A 15,689-nucleotide genomic window follows, 5' to 3' on the forward strand; every position below is an offset into this window, starting at 1 on the left:
ACTCCGACACTTCCAGGCAAGCAGCCAGGTACCGCGGAGATGTAACGCATGCAGATTCCCGGGCTACTGGTCGAGCGTTGGCACCGTACTCACCCGAGGTCGCCACCAACGGGGCCACGATTCGTCACGCGCACCAATTGACCAGTGGCATAGCTGATTACCACACCCGCATCGGTCTCAGGCGCATTCCACGGTGAGTCCGGCCGCGGACAGCTCCCCCAGGGCCGGCGCCCCCAACGCCGAGTCGGTGATCAACAGGTCGATGTCGAGCAGGTCCCCGTACTGGACGCCGCTGACGGCGCCCACCTTGCTGTGGTCTGCCAGCAGAATCCGTCGATGGGCACAGGCCAGCATCCGCCGCTTGATTGCCGCCTCAGATTGGTCGGGAGTGGTCAGTCCGCGCTGCACGCTGATGCCGTTGGCTCCCATGAACGCGATGTCGACATTGATCTCCGCGAGGGCACGCGCCGCCCAGTCGTCCACCTCGGCGAATGTCGTGGACCTGACCCGGCCACCGAGGGTGTAAACCGTCAACTTGGGGCGGGTCAACAACTGCACCGCCAGCGGCAACGTATTCGTGTAAACCGTGAATTCCCGGTCACCGGGGAACAATTCGACCAACTGCGCGGTGGTGGACCCGGCGTCGATGAGGACACTGCCCCGGTCGGGCAGGTGTGCCAGCGCCGCTCTGGCGATCCGGGCCTTCTCGGACAGGAACCCCGTTCGCGTCTCGACGGCGGGTTCGTAGGACAGGTATGTCACCGGTACCGCACCGCCGTGCACCCGCCGTAACAGTCCTTGGCGCTCGAGCGCGATGAGGTCTTTCCGGACGGTTTCACCGGTGACATTCAACTGGGCCGCGATGTCAGCGGCCTCGATCCGACCATCGCGACGCAGCGTCTCCAGAATGTGGTGCTTGCGTTGGTCCGCATACAGGGTGCGGGCAGCGTCCTTGTCGTCAGAACCCATACCCGGCCTTTCTGGAGAACGCTGTCTCGACGTATTGTCTCCCACCCGACTCACCGAACCGGTCCGGGTCACGACGGTGGTTGAGCCGCCAGCTCGGTGAGCGTGATCGGCGTAGCGCCCGCGCTACCCGGCCTGGGATCAACGGTGGTGGCCGCCAGACACGCGGACCTACCCCAGGCGATGGCCCGCGCCAGACGAGTTTTCGGTTCGGCCTCGTCGACCAACCATCCCGCCAGCAAGGCGTCGCCGGCACCGGCGGTGTTGACCGGTATCAGAGGTGGCCCCCACCCGTGCAGCACCTGGCTGCCGTCGGCATAGAGAGCGCCGTCGGCACCCAGGCTGATGAGCAACTGTGCACCGGTGCGGGCTGACAGCGTTTTCGCTTCCGCGGCAAGCTGTTCCAGTGAACCTGCAAACTGACCGGCGGAGGTCACTTCGGCCAGTTCCTGGCGATTCGGCGCCAGCAGGTCGGCCCCGGCGCACAGCGCGGCGGCCAATGCATCTCCGGAGACATCGACGGCACACTTGGCTCCCTGGCCGTGGACCAACGCGATCATCTCCTCGATGAACTCACTACCGACACCGGGTGGCAGTGATCCGCAGATTGCGACCCACAGCGGGATCACTGCGTGCTCCTGGGCGTCGGCAAGGGCCAACGCGATCTCGCGCAACAGCGCCCGCTGCTCTGAGTCACGCAGTGGTGCACCGGGGCCGTTGAGCTTGACGGTGCCGCCGCCGGGATGCAAGGCCGTGGTATTGACCCGGGTCTCACCGGATTGCCGGGTCACCCGGTGGTCGACGCCGTCGTCGTCGAGCAACTCCACAAGCGCACGACCCGTGGCCCCGCCCGCAGGAAGGATCGCACAGGTCGGGACGCCGACCGTCGCCAGAGCGCGCGACACGTTGACCCCCTTACCGCTGGCTTCCAACGTGGATCCGATGGCACGGTGAACATCCGACGCGCTCTCCGGCACGACGGCGAACGTGTACGTCAAGTCCAGGCCAGGGTTCGGCGTGACGGTGATGATCACCTGCGGCCCTTGGCTTCTGAGGGACCCGCCGCCAGGGCCCCGAGAATCCGGACGACCTGATCGCTGATCGCTTCACGCGCCGGGAGCAGGTACTTCCGTGGATCGACAACACTCGGGTGCTCCGCCAGGTACCCGCGGACGGTCCGGGTGAAGGCCACGTTGAGGATCGTCCCCACATTGATCTTGACCATGCCGGCCCGCACCGCGGCGGTCAGGGTCTCATCGGGCACTCCGGACGAACCGTGCAGGACCAGTGGTACCGAGAGTTTCTGCGCCAGTTCACGAATCAACGCAATATCCAAGTCCGCGGTGCGATCCACCATCGCGTGCGAGCTGCCCACCGCAACAGCGAGCCCGTCCACCGCGGTGGCCGCCACGAATGCAACCGCTTCGTCGGGATCGGTGCGAATCCCGGGAGCATGGGCCCCCTCCTTCCCGCCGACCTCACCGAGCTCGGCTTCGATCCAGATCCCCTTCCCGTGAGCCCAGATGACTGCCTCACGGGTTTTCGAGACGTTGCTCTGGTAGTCGAGTTTTGATCCGTCGAACATCACCGAGCTGATGTGGTGGTCAGCAGCCTGGTGGAGCAGCTCGACGTCCTCGATGTGATCGAGGTGTACCGCAAGCGGCGCCGAGGAGGCACGGGCCACGGCGGTCGCGGCCGCGGCGACCGGGCCCAACCGACGATGGTGAAACTTCACCGCGTTCTCGCTGATCTGCAGGATGGCGGGTCGCCCGGCGAGCTCGGCGGCGGTGGCGATCGCTTCAGCGTGTTCGAGGGTCACGACGTTGAAGGCGGCAACGCCCAGACCGTCGCGACGCGCCGGACCGACGATGCTGGCAGTGCTGACAAGAGGCATGAGTAGACCTGTCCGGTGAAGTGGCTATGAGGTGACGACCGTGCGCGGGGCGCGGGGCATCTCCGCATACGAGGCGAAGGTTCCGTTGGCGCGCCCGGCCAGTAGCGCGGCTCCGCGCGCACCGGCCTCTGCCGCGCCGGTGCGCCACAGCCGGCCCAGGACTGCGGCTTTGGCACGCATCAGAGCGGCACTGTTGCACCAGCCGCCGGTCACGACCAGCTCACCACGCGGTCCGGTTGCCTCGCTGATCGCGTCGCTGAGGGCACTGGCCTCAGCGGTGACTGTCTCGACCGCTGCCCGCCAGACGTCACCGGCGGCAGCGGAGCCGGAGTATCGGGGAGGGACTCCATCTTCTGCGATGGTGACCTTGGAAGCCGCGGGGACCGCTTCCAGTGCCGCGCGGTCCAGTTTCGCGAGCTCACTGTGGTCTGCCCCGAGGTGGGCCATGACCTGTTGCAGGATGAGTCCACCCTGGGTAGCGCCGAGCACACACCATCTGTCTTGCACCGCGTGCCAACCGATGGTGACGCCCGCGGCGGTGAGTGCGGTGATGGCGCTGTCGGGCAGGCCCGCCGGGATCGTCCGCAGCAGCGCTTCGGCGGTACCACAAGAATCCAGTTCATCGTTGTCCCCGAAGGCGCCCGCCCCGATGACCGCGGCCTGATGGTCGTGACCGGCGACGGTCAGTATGGCGCCGCGGATTTCCCCGAAAGGATGATCAGACCGAACCTGACCGAGTGGGGTTCCTGCGGTGACGAGCTCCCCCAGAAGGGTTTTCGGCGCCCGGGACCACTCCAGAGCGGCGTCCCACGGTGTTGCCGACTCGAGATCCAGCCAGCCGGTCCTGGAAGCCAGAGAGAGTTCGGAGGCCGGCCTGCCACCGAACTGACGGACAATCCATTCGGCGATGTTGTAGCGGCGTACCGCGTCGCGGGTCTGCGGTGCGTTCTCGTAGAGCCAACGGTGCTTGGTCAGACTCCATTGTGTCCACAGTGGCAGCCCCGTTCGCAGCGAGAACTGCGCGCCGCCGAGTTCCTCCACCAGGTTCTCCAACTGCGCTCTGTCGCGACTGTCGTGCCAGGCGATGACCGGGGCCAGCGGGGTGTCCTGTGCGGTGACCAGCACCCCGGCTTCGGCCATGCTGGCCACCCCCAGCGCGGAGACCGTCGCGCCGGGGCACCCATCCAGCGCCCCCCGCAGTGCGCGCGTGGCCGCCTCGGCAATGGCGTACGGGTCGGCTTCGACACCGGCGCTGGTCTCCGTCCAGGCGGTCGGGGCACGGCCGTGCGCAACCTCAGTTCCGTCTGCGGTCATCAACACTGCCTTGACTGAGGTGGTCCCGACATCCAAACCACATAACAGCGGGTCCACCACGTCGATCCTCCTCGACATCCGGATGGACGGCGATGCGCCCCGGTGCCACGAGTTGGTTTTAGTTGCCTTTACTTGCATATCATTGGTCGCACGACGGGCGGATGTCAAGACCACCTTCCGCAGCAGTTCCCGACACCCAACTTCACGGTTGCGTGGCGCAACCATGAAGGTCTACTGTCCAAGAAGGGAGTCGACACACCGAACACTGCAGGAGCCGTCACATGACATCACAACCGGCGCCGGAGGAGTCCCTCCACGGCGCATCGAAGATCTTCGTGATCGGCGGTACCGGCGCCCAGGGCATTCCGATCGTGCACGCGCTGGTGTCGGACAAGAAATACTCCGTGCAGATACTCAGTCGTGACGCCACCTCCACTCGAGCCAAGGAACTCTCGGCGCTGGACAATGTATCGATCCTCGAAGGCTCGTTCACCGACGAAGACTTGCTACGTAAGGGTTTTCGCGGTTGCGACGGCGCGTACGTCAACATCGACGGCTTCAACACCGGAGAGAAAGCCGAACTCTATTGGGCCATCCGCGCCTATGAGATCGCCGTGGAAGAGGGCATCAAGTTCTTCGTCTACGGCAACTTGGACTACGCGCTGAAGAAGTCGGGGTACGACTCTCGATTTCGCACCGGCCACTACGACGGCAAAGGCCGCATCGGTGAATGGATCCTGTTCCAAAACAAGGATAATCGCGACCGGATGGGAGCAGCCGTCTTCACGTCAGGTCCGTATATCGAGATGACGATCTCGCCGCTGACCCCGATGACTCCCTCCATCGAAGACGGGGTGGTGACGTGGCGAGTCCCGCTGGGCGACGGAGCGGTGCCGCACGTATCCCTGGAGGATTGCGGCTACTACGTGCGGTGGCTCTTTGATCATCCCGATCGCGCAACCGGCATGAACCTGGAAGTCGCCATCGAACATGTCGGGTACGGACAGCTTGCCTCGGCATTCGAAAGGGTCACCGGCCACCCCGCAAGATACATCGATACTGATCTCGACACTTATTGGAAAGGGGCGATTCTCGGCCGGATCGCCGACACCCCTGCGGGATACAACGCAGACCCCGAAGACCCCAGCACGATGAGCTTTCGCGACAACTTCACCGGCTTCTGGAACCTCTGGAAACACTCAGTGGTGCAGCGCGACTACAAGCTGCTCGACGAGATCCACCCGAACAGGATAAAAACGGTCGAGGAGTGGCTCCGCAGAGAGGAGCAGCGGGGGCGTGAACGGGGGAAAGGCTCCCTCTGGGACCGACTGCAACCCAAAAACTGGGACGCACAGTCGCCGATCCTCAAGGGCACCGCTGACGGAAGACGGGGAAAGCCCTAACTGCCCGGAAAGAGCACCGTCAGTCCAGCGGTGTGGTGTCCGTTGCGCCGGGTCCGGCAATCGGGTGGACACTGCGCCCCACGATGTCGTCACCGCAGTACGCGCACACCATCCGGTGTCCAGCGGCATGGCCGCAGTCGTGCTCCATGATCACCGGCGGACCGTTGGGTGCCAGGTAGCGGTCTCCCCAGGCCATCAGGGCACTGATGACCGGGTACAGATGCAGGCCTTTTCGGGTGAGCCGGTAGTCGTTCCAGTCCCGGGTGTCGGCGTAAGGCACTTTCTCGACGATCTCCAGGTCAACCAGCTTGTCGAGCCTGTTGGTGAGAATGTTCTTGGCGATACCGAGGCTACGTTGCAACTCGGCGAATCGGTGTGGTCGACGCAGCAATTCACGAACGATGAGCAGCGTCCAGCGCTCTCCGACCACCTCCAGCGATCGCGCCACCGAGCAGTTCTGCCCGACGTAGTCATTGTTGAGGGCCACACCACCACACTACTTGACAAGTTTTGTCACAGGACCAACTTGAGCACTCGTCGATCCGGACCGAACAACGACTCGAGGCGGATCCTGATCAGTCGAATAACCCTGTCAGATAGTTGTATTGAGAAGCAGTCGAGGCGAATCAGGAGGTCCCGCTGACCGCAGGAGGTGCAGCGATGAGGAACCCTGAGTTGCATGACACAACTCAGTTCCGACATGGGCACGGACCACACGGCCTGGTCGTCTCGCAGCTCCGACGGTGGCCGTAGGGTCAGAGCATGCCTCTTTTGCTGCTGTCCCTCGGGGTCGGCGCCGTGCCGGAGTTCATCGCGACCCACGTGCACCGGCCCGCGACCGAGGTTCGGATCGGCTATCTCAACGACGCCGCGCTTCCCCACGTAGGTGAGAACTTCGTGGCCGCCGAACGCGACCAACTCGCCGCACTCGGATACTCACTGATCGACGTGACCGCGGGTGACTACGACCAGGCTGCGGCCTTCTCGGCGGCACTGGACACCATCGATGCCCTGTATGTAGCCGGCGGCAACACCTTTGCGCTGCTCGCAGCATTGCGCCGCAACGGCACCGCCGATGTGCTGACCCAGAAGGTACACGCGGGTCTGCCCTATGTCGGTTTGAGTGCGGGCTCGATTGTCACGGGCCCGAGCATCGAACCCGTCTCTCTCATGGACGATCCCACCTGCGCGCCAGACCTGACCGACCACACCGGACTCGGGTTGATCGACACGGTCATCATTCCGCACGCCGACGGGGCACTACCGCCGTACCCGCCTGCCCTGATTGCTCAGATCAGGCAGACGTACGAGGCCGCGTATCCCCTGACCCTGATCAACGATGACCAAGCACTCCTCGTCGACAACAGTTCCTCGCCACGGCTGATCTCCTCCCCCTGAGGCTCCCGATGGCAGCCGCCGGCGACCTCAGGGTCCCCGACAGCCGACCGCTACGGCTGTAGCCTGGCGACCGTGAATTCCTTCCGCGTGCCCTCGTCTATTGCACTCACCGCCTGTGCCGCGTCGCTGGTCCTGACGCTCGCTGCGTGCGGCTCCGATACGGACACCGCGTCGACCAGCACCCCCTCCGTCGCACCTGTGGTCACCTCATCGGCTACCGAATCCGCGAACAGCGGCTGCCCAACAGCAGCGCCCGAAGCCGGTGCCGAACCCGAATGGACACTGCCCGGAGCCACGGGCAGCGTTGCGGTCACCGGATCCACCGACACAGCCGCACCGCTCATCAACGTCACCGGCCCCTTCAGCGTGCCGGAAACCCAGGTGCACACCCTCCAAGCCGGCGACGGTCCGGTGGTCGCGGACACGGCCGAAGTCTCGGTTTGCTACATGGGCGTCAACGGGCGTGACGGTTCCGTCTTCGACAGCAGCTACGAACGGGGCACCCCGGTCGAGTTCCCCCTCGACGGAGTGGTGCCAGGCTTCCAGAAGGCCATCGCCGGACAGACCGTCGGTTCCACCGTGGCGGTGGCCGTGACCTCCGCCGACGGCTATCCCGACGGGCAGCCCGCCGCCGGAATCCAGCCGGGTGACACGCTGATCTTCGCGATCAAGATCCTCAACGCCTCGAGCTAGGTCGCCTCTCACCGAGAGAAGACCGGAGAGCCGGCCCGAACCGGGCCGGCTTTTCTATGCCGGCGGCGCGCCCGGACCGAACATCGGCGGACCGGCCGGAGCCGGAGCACCGGGCGCCGGTGCCGGAGCACCCGGACCGAAGACCGGTGGCTGGTCATACCACCCAGGAGGCGGCGGGCCACTCAACGGGTGGTAGCCCTCCGGCAGCGGCGGCCCGCCAGCTTGAGTTTCGGCCGAGGAACGCTCCCCCGGCGCCGACGTCGTGGACTCAGGGGCAGTCATCGAAACGAATCCCGGCGGCAGCGGCGGTGCCTCACCCGCACCCGGCGGTGGAGGCGCAGGCACGCCGCCCTGAGTTCCAGCAAGGGCGCCCACCGGATCGCCGCTGCGCGCCGCCCGCCAGATATCGCCGAGATAGCCGAACGGGCTGCCCGAGTTCCCCTGGCCGTAGGCAGGGTTGGCCATTTCCGGCACCATGGGCGGCCCCACGGGTGCTGGTGGCGGCATCGGGTCCCCCGGCGCGGGCGGCGGAACCGGCTCGGCCGCTGCCAGCCCAGCCGTGGTCAATGCGCCACCGGCGACGATCGCGCATGCCGCCACAACCCTGACAGCAGCGGCGGTGAGCATGCGGTGCTCTCGTTCGGTCATAGGGATCGCGGGTGTCCTTTCGTACGGAGCCGGTGAGGCCCCTCTGCAAGGATGGCAGGACCCGACCTGCCCGCAAGGCTAGCGCCTCCGGTGCAGTGCGTCAGGCCATCGACCTCGTACTCGATTGCTACATCGCACCGGCAACCTCTGATGTTGCATCGGCCCGACGCCCAGGACTGTGTTCCACATCACAACCACTATCTCGGCTCCGCTTGGTCACACTGTTCGACCCCCGCGACACTCACGGCAACCGGGTGGCGACGCGCCACGAGCTGGCGCGCCCACAAACGATCTTTGCCCACGATCCGGGGGCCGCCGACAGCAAGCGGTCCTTCGAGACCGTCACCCCACTGGCGTCGGCTCTCGCTCTTCAGGTGGACCGCCGATTCGGCGCCGAACAGCTGGCTGAAGTCGCCGCGACCCTGTCCGGTTTGCGAGGCCCCACCCTGGTGGCCTGGAAACACGAATCCATCGCCGCGATCATCTCGCACCTCGGCCCCGTCGAACCCACCCCGCCGCCCGTCTGGCCGGAACGGCGGTTCGACATGGTGTACGTACTCATCCGCAACGGCACTGGCTGGCGCTTCACCCAGGTACCCCAGATGTTGCTCGCCGGTGACCAGGCTGCACCGACCGGCTGACAGGCCGGAAGGAATCTGCCGGGTCGATCCCTGTCGCAGGCATCGACCGTTCATCATGGACGGCATGGAGTCGACCCGGGTGGATCGGTGGCTGTGGGCGGTGCGGTTGACCAAGACCCGACCCGATGCTGCTGAAGCGTGCCGCGGCGGACACGTGCGGATCAATGACCGCCCGGCCAAACCATCGACATCGGTGGTACCCGGCGACACGGTGCGGGCCCGGGTGGGCGACCGCAACCGCATCGTCGAGGTCGTCCGAGTGATCCAGAAACGGGTCGGCGCGGCCGACGCCGTCACGTGTTATCTGGATCGGACGCCGGCCCTTCCGCCCACGGTGGCAGTGCCGATCGCCGTCCGTGACCGCGGTGCCGGCCGCCCCACCAAACGGGACCGCCGGATGCTCGAAAAGTGGCGCACGAACCCACTGTGATCAACCGGTGATCCGCTTCGTCCACCTGATGACACTGCTGGGTGTCATCGCGGTACCCGCACTCGGCTGGTTCATCGCCGACTGGTCCGGTGCCACCACCTTGGCCGTCTACTGGTTCGAGACGGTCGCCGGGTGCTTGTTCATCGCAGCACGGATCCTGTTGCACCGGCGTTGGAACCCGCGGCGCGGCCATTTCGACTACAACGCCGCCAACACGAACCGCCTCAGCGGGCAGTCGATGTCGTTCTTGTCGGGGTTCCTGCTCGTGAGTCTGGCCTTCAGCGCGGCCCATGGATTGTTCCTCGGGGCGATCCTGTTTCTGTTGAATCACAACGACGTTGGTGAGCTCGCCCATATCGATTGGGGCAGTGTCGGTATCGCATGCCTCAGCGTGCTGGCGTTCTTGGCCGTGGACTTCCTCGTCGACTTGTCCACCTTGGGCACCTGGTCGTTCTGGCAGATGGAACAGACCGGAAATCATGCGCTGAGTCGCGTCATCGTCGTCCATCTGACGCTTCTACTCGGTTTTCTGGGGGTGGCGTTGACCGGCGCGGCAGACGCATTCTTCGGAGTGTTCGTGGCGCTGAAGAGTATGGCTGCGCTGAGTCATGTGGTACCCCAATGGGACCCGGCGACCGCGCCGAAATGGCTCAGTGGCGTGATGAACCGGGTTCCCAACGTCCGCCCCGGAGAGACCTTCGAGGATTTCTGGGCCAAAGACCGCGCCGCCGAAACCTCGCGGCGCGCGAAGAACGAACAGCCCTGGGATCAACGATGCCGGTAGTCGGCGCTGGCCGCGTTATCACGTTGGGCGACTACATCTGTCAACCGATCCTGCAATTCTGCGGTGATCAGTGTCCACGCATCCGAGCCGAGTACCAGGCGCCGTGGCGGCCGGTCTGCGTCGGCAGCTCGAATAATCCCCGCAACCACCAGCACCGGATCATCGGTCGCGTCAGCTGCACCCACCGGAGGCCGGTCGGCTTCACCCCCGCGGTAAGGCTCACTGAGCGGTATCGGTTCTGCAGCATCAAAGAATCCGGTCCCGACCACACCGGGTTCGATCAGGGTGGTGTGAATGCCGAACGGCTCGACCTCCACCGCCAGCGCGTCAAAGAACCCTTCGATCCCCCACTTTGTGACGTGGTAGAGCGAGAATGCCGGAAAGGTCATCTGACCGCCCATACTCGACATCTGCATCAGCTTTCCCCCGCCCTGGCTGCGCAGCCGCGGCACCACCGCACGCGCGAGCTGGATCGAGGCGGTCAGGTTGGTCGCGATCATCGAGTCGATGTGCGCATCGCTGAGATCTTCGGCCACGCCGAACACCCCGTACCCCGCGTTCGAGACAACAACATCGATACGGCCGAGCGTGTCGAATGCCTCACCGACCACCGCGCGAACCTCCGCGGTGTCGGTCACGTCCAGGCGGCGCCGCCACAGCCGATCGCCGTGCACCGCGGCGAGGTTGTCGAGCTGGCCCGGCTGACGCAGGGTCGCAGCCACCGTGTCACCGCGCGTCAGTGCTTGCTCGACGAGTTCGCGACCCATTCCGCGGGATACGCCGGTGATGAACCATGTCTTGGCCATTGTGGTCCTTACTGTGTTCGCTTCATCGATCCTGACGTTCGGTCCAACCAGTCACCGCGGGTGAACAGTCCATCCACGACATGAGGGTTTCGTTCAATACCCATACGGGTTCTGCATGCCTAGGCTGAGCAAGTGTCCGAGGTGACCATCGAAGGTTTACGTGTCTGTCGTGAAATCGCTCAGCAAGGTTCGTTCACTGCTGTGGCCCGTTCGATGGGCTACTCACAGCCTGCGATCTCTCGGCAGGTGGCCGCAATGGAAGATGCCGTCGGGCACCGGCTGTTCACCCGGGAGGTCCGCGGAGTGACCCTCACCGACGCCGGCTCAATCGTGGTCGAACACGCGGCACGCATCTTAAACGGCGTCACGGCGTTGCGGCACGACCTCGACAGCCTCGGTGATCAATTCGCCGGCCGAATCTCAGTAGGGGGATTTCCCGCTGCGATGTCAGTCCTGGTTCCCCACACCGTGGCTCGCCTGGGTCGCGATCATCCCGGGTTGACGTTCACCCTTACCGAGGCGTCGACACCGGCCTTGTTGCGCGACGTGCATCGCGGCCGCATCGACATCGCGGTAATCGCCGTCGGGGACGGCCTGCCCGAATACGACTTGGTCGGCCTTGCCACCCACCGGGTGTACGGCGGCGGCCTCTGCGTGGCAGTACCCAACGGTCACCGCCTGGCGGGCGCGAGCCAGGTCCCGGTCCGTGATCTGAGTGAGGAGCCCTGGATTGCCGGAACCGGGTCCGCCGGAGACCCACAATTTGCGGCGTGGCCGACACTGCACGATCCGGAGATTCGATATCGGGTGCGCGGGTGGCCGGCTCGACTTGGGCTGGTCGCGGCCGGACTGGGGGTATGTCTGATCCCGGTGATGGCTGCCCGATCGGTGCCCGACGGGGTCACCACGGTAGGAGTCGAGGATCCGACGTGGCCTGGGCGCCGCACCCTGGCCGTCACAGCGCTGCAGCCCACCGAACCGGTGCTGGTGGTGGTGGCCGCACTACGTGGCGCCGCAGCTGAGCTCGCGCAAGAGACGCGCTGACGTCATGGTGCGGGCGGTGCCGGCGCCAGTGGCATCGGCGGCATGCCCGGTAGCGGACCGAGCCATTCACCCTGAAGCGGCGCAGTCGACGACTCCGGCGCCGTCAACGACACGGTTCCCGGAGGTAGCGGCGGCGAAGCGCCGGCTCCGGGCGGAGCGCCCGACGCCTGCACCGGTGGGACAGTGAGCGCGCCGAGTGGGTTGTCGGCATGGAAGCTGCCCACATGTCGCCGAGATAGCCCAACGGCTGATCCATCGAACCCTGGCCGTAGACCGGATCTGGAATCGCAGGTACCGGCGGCGGCCCGGGAACCGGCTCCGCGGCCGCCGGGCCGGCGAGTGCTGAACTCACCAGGAAGACGCCGGCCAGGATGGCAGTCGTGGCAACCACTGGGGACCTCACTGGCCGTCCTCCTTCGATAACGTGACTCTGGTATCAGCCAGGCTAACGTGTCCCCGGCCCGCACTCACCTGCGAACGGGGCGACGGTAGATGAGTTTGTCGAACTCCCGACCATATTCGTCGACTGCGACCACGTCCATCTCACTGACCAACACACCGGGCCGCACGTCGACCCGGATGAACGCGTAATTGCGGTAACGCACCCGCGACCAGGCGACACCTTCGGTGTGTTTGTCGCCGTCGGCGGTCCAGACATAGCCGTTGGGCACAAACGTGTCTGGAAGTTCGTGCCCACGAAAGCTTTCCAGCTCTCCCGGCTGGAATGAGTATCGGGGCCGACCTCCGGAAACGACGGTGTAGTACACGGTGCCCTCGGTTTCGGGATACACCGTGGCCTGATCCGCGGCAACCCGTGTCGGGCTGCCGCCCCTGATCGGATCGCTGCGCTCGAAGACGTGGTTGTGGCCTTGAAGGACCAAGTCGACCTGGTACCGATCGAACAGCTGACACCAGGAATCCCGCACGCCGCCGTCGCTGGCGTGCGCCTCGGTGGTCGAGTACGCGCAGTGATGGAAGAAACACACGATGAAGTCGATGTTCGGGTCGGTGCGGTGAGCCGCCAAAGTGCTTTCCACCCAAACATTTTGGGCACCATCCGAGTACCCGGTATTCGCCGTGATCTCGTAGGAGACATCGTTGGCGTCCAACGACAGCACCGCAACATTGCCAAATGTGAAGGAGTACACCGAAGGACAGCCGGCCGGACCATTGCCGGGAAAATCCAGCCGGGTGACATGTCCGCCGTAGCCGCGCATCGGATATGCGGCTTCCATGTCATGGTTTCCGGTCGCGAACATCCACGGCGTGGCCGATGCACTGGCTTCGATCGAGTTCAGGTAGACATCCCAGACATACGGGTTGAACTTGTCGAAGCCGTGTGGCAAACGACCACTCGACGGCACGAACATCGCCGGCTTACCCGCCCCACTCGGGTCGGCGTAGGCGATATCCCCCGCCAGCACGTGAAAGTCCGGCCGAGCCGCGATGATCTGGTTCAGCACGTTGTCGGTGTGCGCCACCCCGGGATCGTTGTCCGGCTTGTAGTAGCTGCTGTCGTAGTCGCCGCGGCTCAACCCGGGAGGCTGCGTCGGGGTGTCATCGGTGCCCTGATCCCCCATCATGGTGAATCGGAACGAGCCCAGCGCGGCTCGTGTGCTCGGCATCGCCGTCGACGCCGACCGGACATCGCTGACAAATCCGTCCTCGGTGCGCCACCGGTAGAAGTGTGGTGTGTGCCCGGCCAGCCCGTCCACCGGAGCGTGCAGGTAGAACTGCTCGGCGGCCAGCACCCCGGAGCCGCTGTCCGGGATTTGGGTGACCAGATTGCGCACCTCGGCCTCGACGGTGGCCCCGAGCTGCGGCGACGGACCGTGGTCGAGAAACACTTTGAGCCGGCCGGGGTTGCGCGACAGCTGCGCCGAGAGCCTGAGTTGACTGGCCGCTTCCGCCCCGAAACCGACCCGCCGGTTGGCGACCGCCAGCGGTGCATCCTGCGCGTAGGCCCGATGCCCAAACGGCGACAGGCCCACCGCCGTGACCGCCGCTGCCGCCGCAGAACCGCGCAGGAAATTGCGCCGCGACACCCGATGCCGACGCAGATACTCCTGATGCCAGTCGTACTGCTCGGCCATCGTCATGGTGGCGGCCGACTCCAGCGGGATACCGGTATCGGGAACCTCACCAGGTGCGGTCACTCGCTTCGTCGCCATCATGGCAATGCTGGTCCAACCGGCACACCTCAACGGTCGCGGCACGTCGAAGCGAGGCCAAAATCCCGGTGAACTCTCTTGTCGCGGGCTGCTCAGCCGGCCCGCGCCGACACCGTGTCATCGCCGTCGGAGCCGTGCACCGACTTGAGGGTGTTGTGCTGGGCCCCGGGTTCCTGGTCCGAACGCAGATCGACCGGAAGTTCACGGACATCGATCATGCGCCGCATCCACAAACGGGCCGGTTCCTCGACAGTGTGGAACAGCAGCGCCGCCAACAACAGCGAGCCGAGGACCAAGCCGGTGACCACCGCCTTGGCCCACCCACTCGGAACCAGCACGATCTCGAACTGCATGACGGCCCAGTTCCATGACGTGTGCACGATCTCGTGGACCATGTAGAGGCTGAATGAAATATGTCCCAGATAGACCATCGGCCGGGTCCCCAGGAAGCCGGGCAAGCTCCCGGCACCGATCGCCAGCGTGACCACCAGCGGCACGAACAGGACGTCGACCAGGCCGGCGGAATCGTAGATCCTCGGCGACGGATTGGCGTCGAACCAGTACAACAGCCCGACCATGCCGGCGCCGATCAACAGCGACAGCCAGCCGGCGGCACTGCGCGACCGATCGGTCAGGTTGAGCTTTCGCACCGCCACACACGCCAGTGCACCGGCGATGAACTGCATGACAATGCGCGGCAGCCAGCTCCACGGGGTGTAGAAGAACCCGCTCGCCAGAAGTAACAGCGTCGGCGCCAGCGACGCCGCCACCGCCAGCAACAGCATGCCGCGGGCCCGGGTGGCCTGCCCGATCCGAAAAATCACCAGAATCACCGCGCCGAACAGCAGATAGGCGAGCCATTCGGCGCTGATGGACCACGCCGGACCGTTCCAGCTGGTGCCGTCGAAAAACGGCTCGGACCACAGCTGGACAAGGAAGAACTGGCGCAGATAGTTCCCCGCGGTCAGCTGATCGGCCACCAACGAGGGCACCCGGCCGACATACAACGTGAAAACGATCCACAGGGCCGCCAGGTGCATCGTGACCAGATAGATCGGCCATACCCTGGCCAGGCGTAGCCACAGGAAACGCAGGGTGGATCTGGTGGACCAGTGTGGGCCCATCTTGTCCAGATAACTCCACGTCAACACAAAGCCACTGAGGATGAAGAACAGGTCGACGCCCTGGGCGCCGCTGTTCAGGATCGGCGCCAGCGCGGAGCGGAACCCGGGTGCCGCCTGTTCCAGCAGCGGCCGGAAGTGGAACAGCACCACCCACAGGGCGGCAACGATGCGCAAGCCGGACAGGGCTCTGATCTCTCCGGTGCGCACAAGACTCTTTCGTGTGGGACTCGCTGATTTCGTTCCGTACCCTCACCGGGGCGCCCTCCCCGGCGCCGCATCCGGCAGTTTCTGGAGGGTACCAGCGCGGCGGGCCGGCAGGCCCGACAAGCGCCCTGTGGCGAGTCAGCACCACCCATCACAGCTGCCCGAAGCA

The 15,689-nt window shown here is 65.3% G+C and carries 17 protein-coding genes; 7 read left to right on the plus strand and 10 right to left on the minus strand.

All coding sequences use genetic code 11. The annotated features are described in order from the left end of the window. Positions 1-177: 177 nt before the first annotated feature. The 4 genes from WBB07_RS02135 to WBB07_RS02150 form a co-directional block, all read right to left on the minus strand. Positions 178-969 (minus strand): DeoR/GlpR family DNA-binding transcription regulator, encoded by a 792-nt coding sequence (locus WBB07_RS02135; RefSeq protein ID WP_526304291.1) that lies wholly within the window; start codon positions 967-969, stop codon positions 178-180. 68 nt (positions 970-1,037) lie between these two features. Beyond that, positions 1,038-2,000 carry a 1-phosphofructokinase family hexose kinase gene (locus tag WBB07_RS02140; protein ID WP_526304293.1) on the minus strand — a complete coding sequence of 321 codons (963 nt, stop codon included), beginning with the start codon at positions 1,998-2,000 and terminating at the stop codon, positions 1,038-1,040. After that, positions 1,997-2,860 carry a class II fructose-bisphosphate aldolase gene (locus WBB07_RS02145; protein WP_526304295.1) on the minus strand — a complete coding sequence of 288 codons (864 nt, stop codon included), beginning with the start codon at positions 2,858-2,860 and terminating at the stop codon, positions 1,997-1,999. The genes WBB07_RS02140 and WBB07_RS02145 overlap by 4 nt, the downstream gene beginning before the upstream one ends. Positions 2,861-2,884: 24 nt before the next feature. Next, positions 2,885-4,399: an FGGY-family carbohydrate kinase gene (locus WBB07_RS02150; RefSeq protein ID WP_526304298.1), complete on the minus strand. Its 1,515-nt coding sequence runs from the start codon at positions 4,397-4,399 to the stop codon at positions 2,885-2,887. A 56-nt stretch (positions 4,400-4,455) separates the two neighbouring features. Between WBB07_RS02150 and WBB07_RS02155 the strand changes: the two genes are divergently transcribed. Next, positions 4,456-5,577 carry an NmrA family NAD(P)-binding protein gene (locus WBB07_RS02155; RefSeq protein WP_526304300.1) on the plus strand — a complete coding sequence of 374 codons (1,122 nt, stop codon included), beginning with the start codon at positions 4,456-4,458 and terminating at the stop codon, positions 5,575-5,577. A 19-nt stretch (positions 5,578-5,596) separates the two neighbouring features. On the opposite strand, the gene WBB07_RS02160 is transcribed toward WBB07_RS02155, so the two are convergent. Next, positions 5,597-6,064, minus strand: coding sequence for a winged helix-turn-helix transcriptional regulator (locus WBB07_RS02160; RefSeq protein WP_526304302.1), 468 nt, complete (start codon positions 6,062-6,064; stop codon positions 5,597-5,599). 275 nt (positions 6,065-6,339) lie between these two features. Between WBB07_RS02160 and WBB07_RS02165 the strand changes: the two genes are divergently transcribed. Further along, on the plus strand, positions 6,340-6,975 hold the full coding sequence (locus WBB07_RS02165; RefSeq protein ID WP_526304304.1) for a Type 1 glutamine amidotransferase-like domain-containing protein: 636 nt from the start codon (positions 6,340-6,342) through the stop codon (positions 6,973-6,975). Between the two features lie 72 nt (positions 6,976-7,047). Next, positions 7,048-7,668, plus strand: a complete 621-nt coding sequence (locus WBB07_RS02170; RefSeq protein ID WP_526304306.1) for an FKBP-type peptidyl-prolyl cis-trans isomerase — start codon at positions 7,048-7,050, stop codon at positions 7,666-7,668. 54 nt (positions 7,669-7,722) lie between these two features. Here the strand turns inward: WBB07_RS02170 and WBB07_RS02175 are convergent, their stop codons facing one another. Next, positions 7,723-8,316: a hypothetical protein gene (locus tag WBB07_RS02175; protein WP_526304308.1), complete on the minus strand. Its 594-nt coding sequence runs from the start codon at positions 8,314-8,316 to the stop codon at positions 7,723-7,725. 212 nt (positions 8,317-8,528) lie between these two features. On the opposite strand from WBB07_RS02175, the gene WBB07_RS02180 reads away from it, so the two are divergent. The 3 genes from WBB07_RS02180 to WBB07_RS02190 all read left to right on the plus strand — a co-directional run bounded on the left by WBB07_RS02180 (position 8,529) and on the right by WBB07_RS02190 (position 10,171). Further along, the gene (locus tag WBB07_RS02180) at positions 8,529-8,957 is read left to right on the plus strand and encodes a hypothetical protein (protein ID WP_526304310.1); all 429 of its coding nucleotides are present in this window, start codon (positions 8,529-8,531) and stop codon (positions 8,955-8,957) included. A 64-nt stretch (positions 8,958-9,021) separates the two neighbouring features. Then, positions 9,022-9,387, plus strand: coding sequence for an Hsp15 family ribosome-associated heat shock protein (hslR, locus tag WBB07_RS02185; protein WP_526304312.1), 366 nt, complete (start codon positions 9,022-9,024; stop codon positions 9,385-9,387). A gap of 28 nt (positions 9,388-9,415) precedes the next feature. Next, a complete protein-coding gene (locus WBB07_RS02190; protein ID WP_526304392.1) occupies positions 9,416-10,171 on the plus strand; it encodes a DUF6498-containing protein in 756 nt (251 codons plus the stop codon). Here the strand turns inward: WBB07_RS02190 and WBB07_RS02195 are convergent. Further along, positions 10,156-10,977, minus strand: a complete 822-nt coding sequence (locus WBB07_RS02195) for an SDR family oxidoreductase (protein WP_526304314.1) — start codon at positions 10,975-10,977, stop codon at positions 10,156-10,158. The genes WBB07_RS02190 and WBB07_RS02195 overlap by 16 nt on opposite strands. 141 nt (positions 10,978-11,118) lie before the next feature. Here WBB07_RS02195 and WBB07_RS02200 point away from each other — a divergent pair, with 141 nt between their 5' ends. Then, positions 11,119-12,021 carry a LysR family transcriptional regulator gene (locus WBB07_RS02200; protein ID WP_526304394.1) on the plus strand — a complete coding sequence of 301 codons (903 nt, stop codon included), beginning with the start codon at positions 11,119-11,121 and terminating at the stop codon, positions 12,019-12,021. A 103-nt stretch (positions 12,022-12,124) separates the two neighbouring features. Here the strand turns inward: WBB07_RS02200 and WBB07_RS02205 are convergent, their stop codons facing one another. From WBB07_RS02205 to WBB07_RS02215, 3 genes are all read right to left on the minus strand, one after another. Next, positions 12,125-12,424 (minus strand): hypothetical protein, encoded by a 300-nt coding sequence (locus WBB07_RS02205; RefSeq protein ID WP_526304316.1) that lies wholly within the window; start codon positions 12,422-12,424, stop codon positions 12,125-12,127. Positions 12,425-12,488: 64 nt separating this feature from the next. After that, positions 12,489-14,192, minus strand: coding sequence for a metallophosphoesterase family protein (locus tag WBB07_RS02210; protein WP_526304318.1), 1,704 nt, complete (start codon positions 14,190-14,192; stop codon positions 12,489-12,491). Between the two features lie 92 nt (positions 14,193-14,284). Further along, complete coding sequence (locus WBB07_RS02215; protein WP_526304320.1) at positions 14,285-15,523, minus strand: acyltransferase family protein; 1,239 nt, start codon at positions 15,521-15,523, stop codon at positions 14,285-14,287. Positions 15,524-15,689 lie beyond the last annotated feature (166 nt).

It is taken from the genome of Mycobacterium sp. (assembly GCF_049647605.1).
GTDB lineage: Bacteria > Actinomycetota > Actinomycetes > Mycobacteriales > Mycobacteriaceae > Mycobacterium.

Excerpts from the sequence above, each read along its gene's own strand:
- WBB07_RS02195 (WP_526304314.1), bottom strand. The coding sequence starts at position 10,977 with ATGGCCAAGACATGGTTCATCACCGGCGTATCCCGCGGAATGGGTCGC.
- WBB07_RS02155 (WP_526304300.1), top strand. The coding sequence starts at position 4,456 with ATGACATCACAACCGGCGCCGGAGGAGTCCCTCCACGGCGCATCGAAG.
- hslR (WP_526304312.1), top strand. The coding sequence starts at position 9,022 with ATGGAGTCGACCCGGGTGGATCGGTGGCTGTGGGCGGTGCGGTTGACC.
- WBB07_RS02165 (WP_526304304.1), top strand. The coding sequence starts at position 6,340 with ATGCCTCTTTTGCTGCTGTCCCTCGGGGTCGGCGCCGTGCCGGAGTTC.
- WBB07_RS02175 (WP_526304308.1), bottom strand. The coding sequence starts at position 8,316 with ATGACCGAACGAGAGCACCGCATGCTCACCGCCGCTGCTGTCAGGGTT.
- WBB07_RS02135 (WP_526304291.1), bottom strand. The coding sequence starts at position 969 with ATGGGTTCTGACGACAAGGACGCTGCCCGCACCCTGTATGCGGACCAA.
- WBB07_RS02190 (WP_526304392.1), top strand. The coding sequence starts at position 9,416 with ATGACACTGCTGGGTGTCATCGCGGTACCCGCACTCGGCTGGTTCATC.
- WBB07_RS02150 (WP_526304298.1), bottom strand. The coding sequence starts at position 4,399 with ATGGTTGCGCCACGCAACCGTGAAGTTGGGTGTCGGGAACTGCTGCGG.
- WBB07_RS02145 (WP_526304295.1), bottom strand. The coding sequence starts at position 2,860 with ATGCCTCTTGTCAGCACTGCCAGCATCGTCGGTCCGGCGCGTCGCGAC.
- WBB07_RS02210 (WP_526304318.1), bottom strand. The coding sequence starts at position 14,192 with ATGGCGACGAAGCGAGTGACCGCACCTGGTGAGGTTCCCGATACCGGT.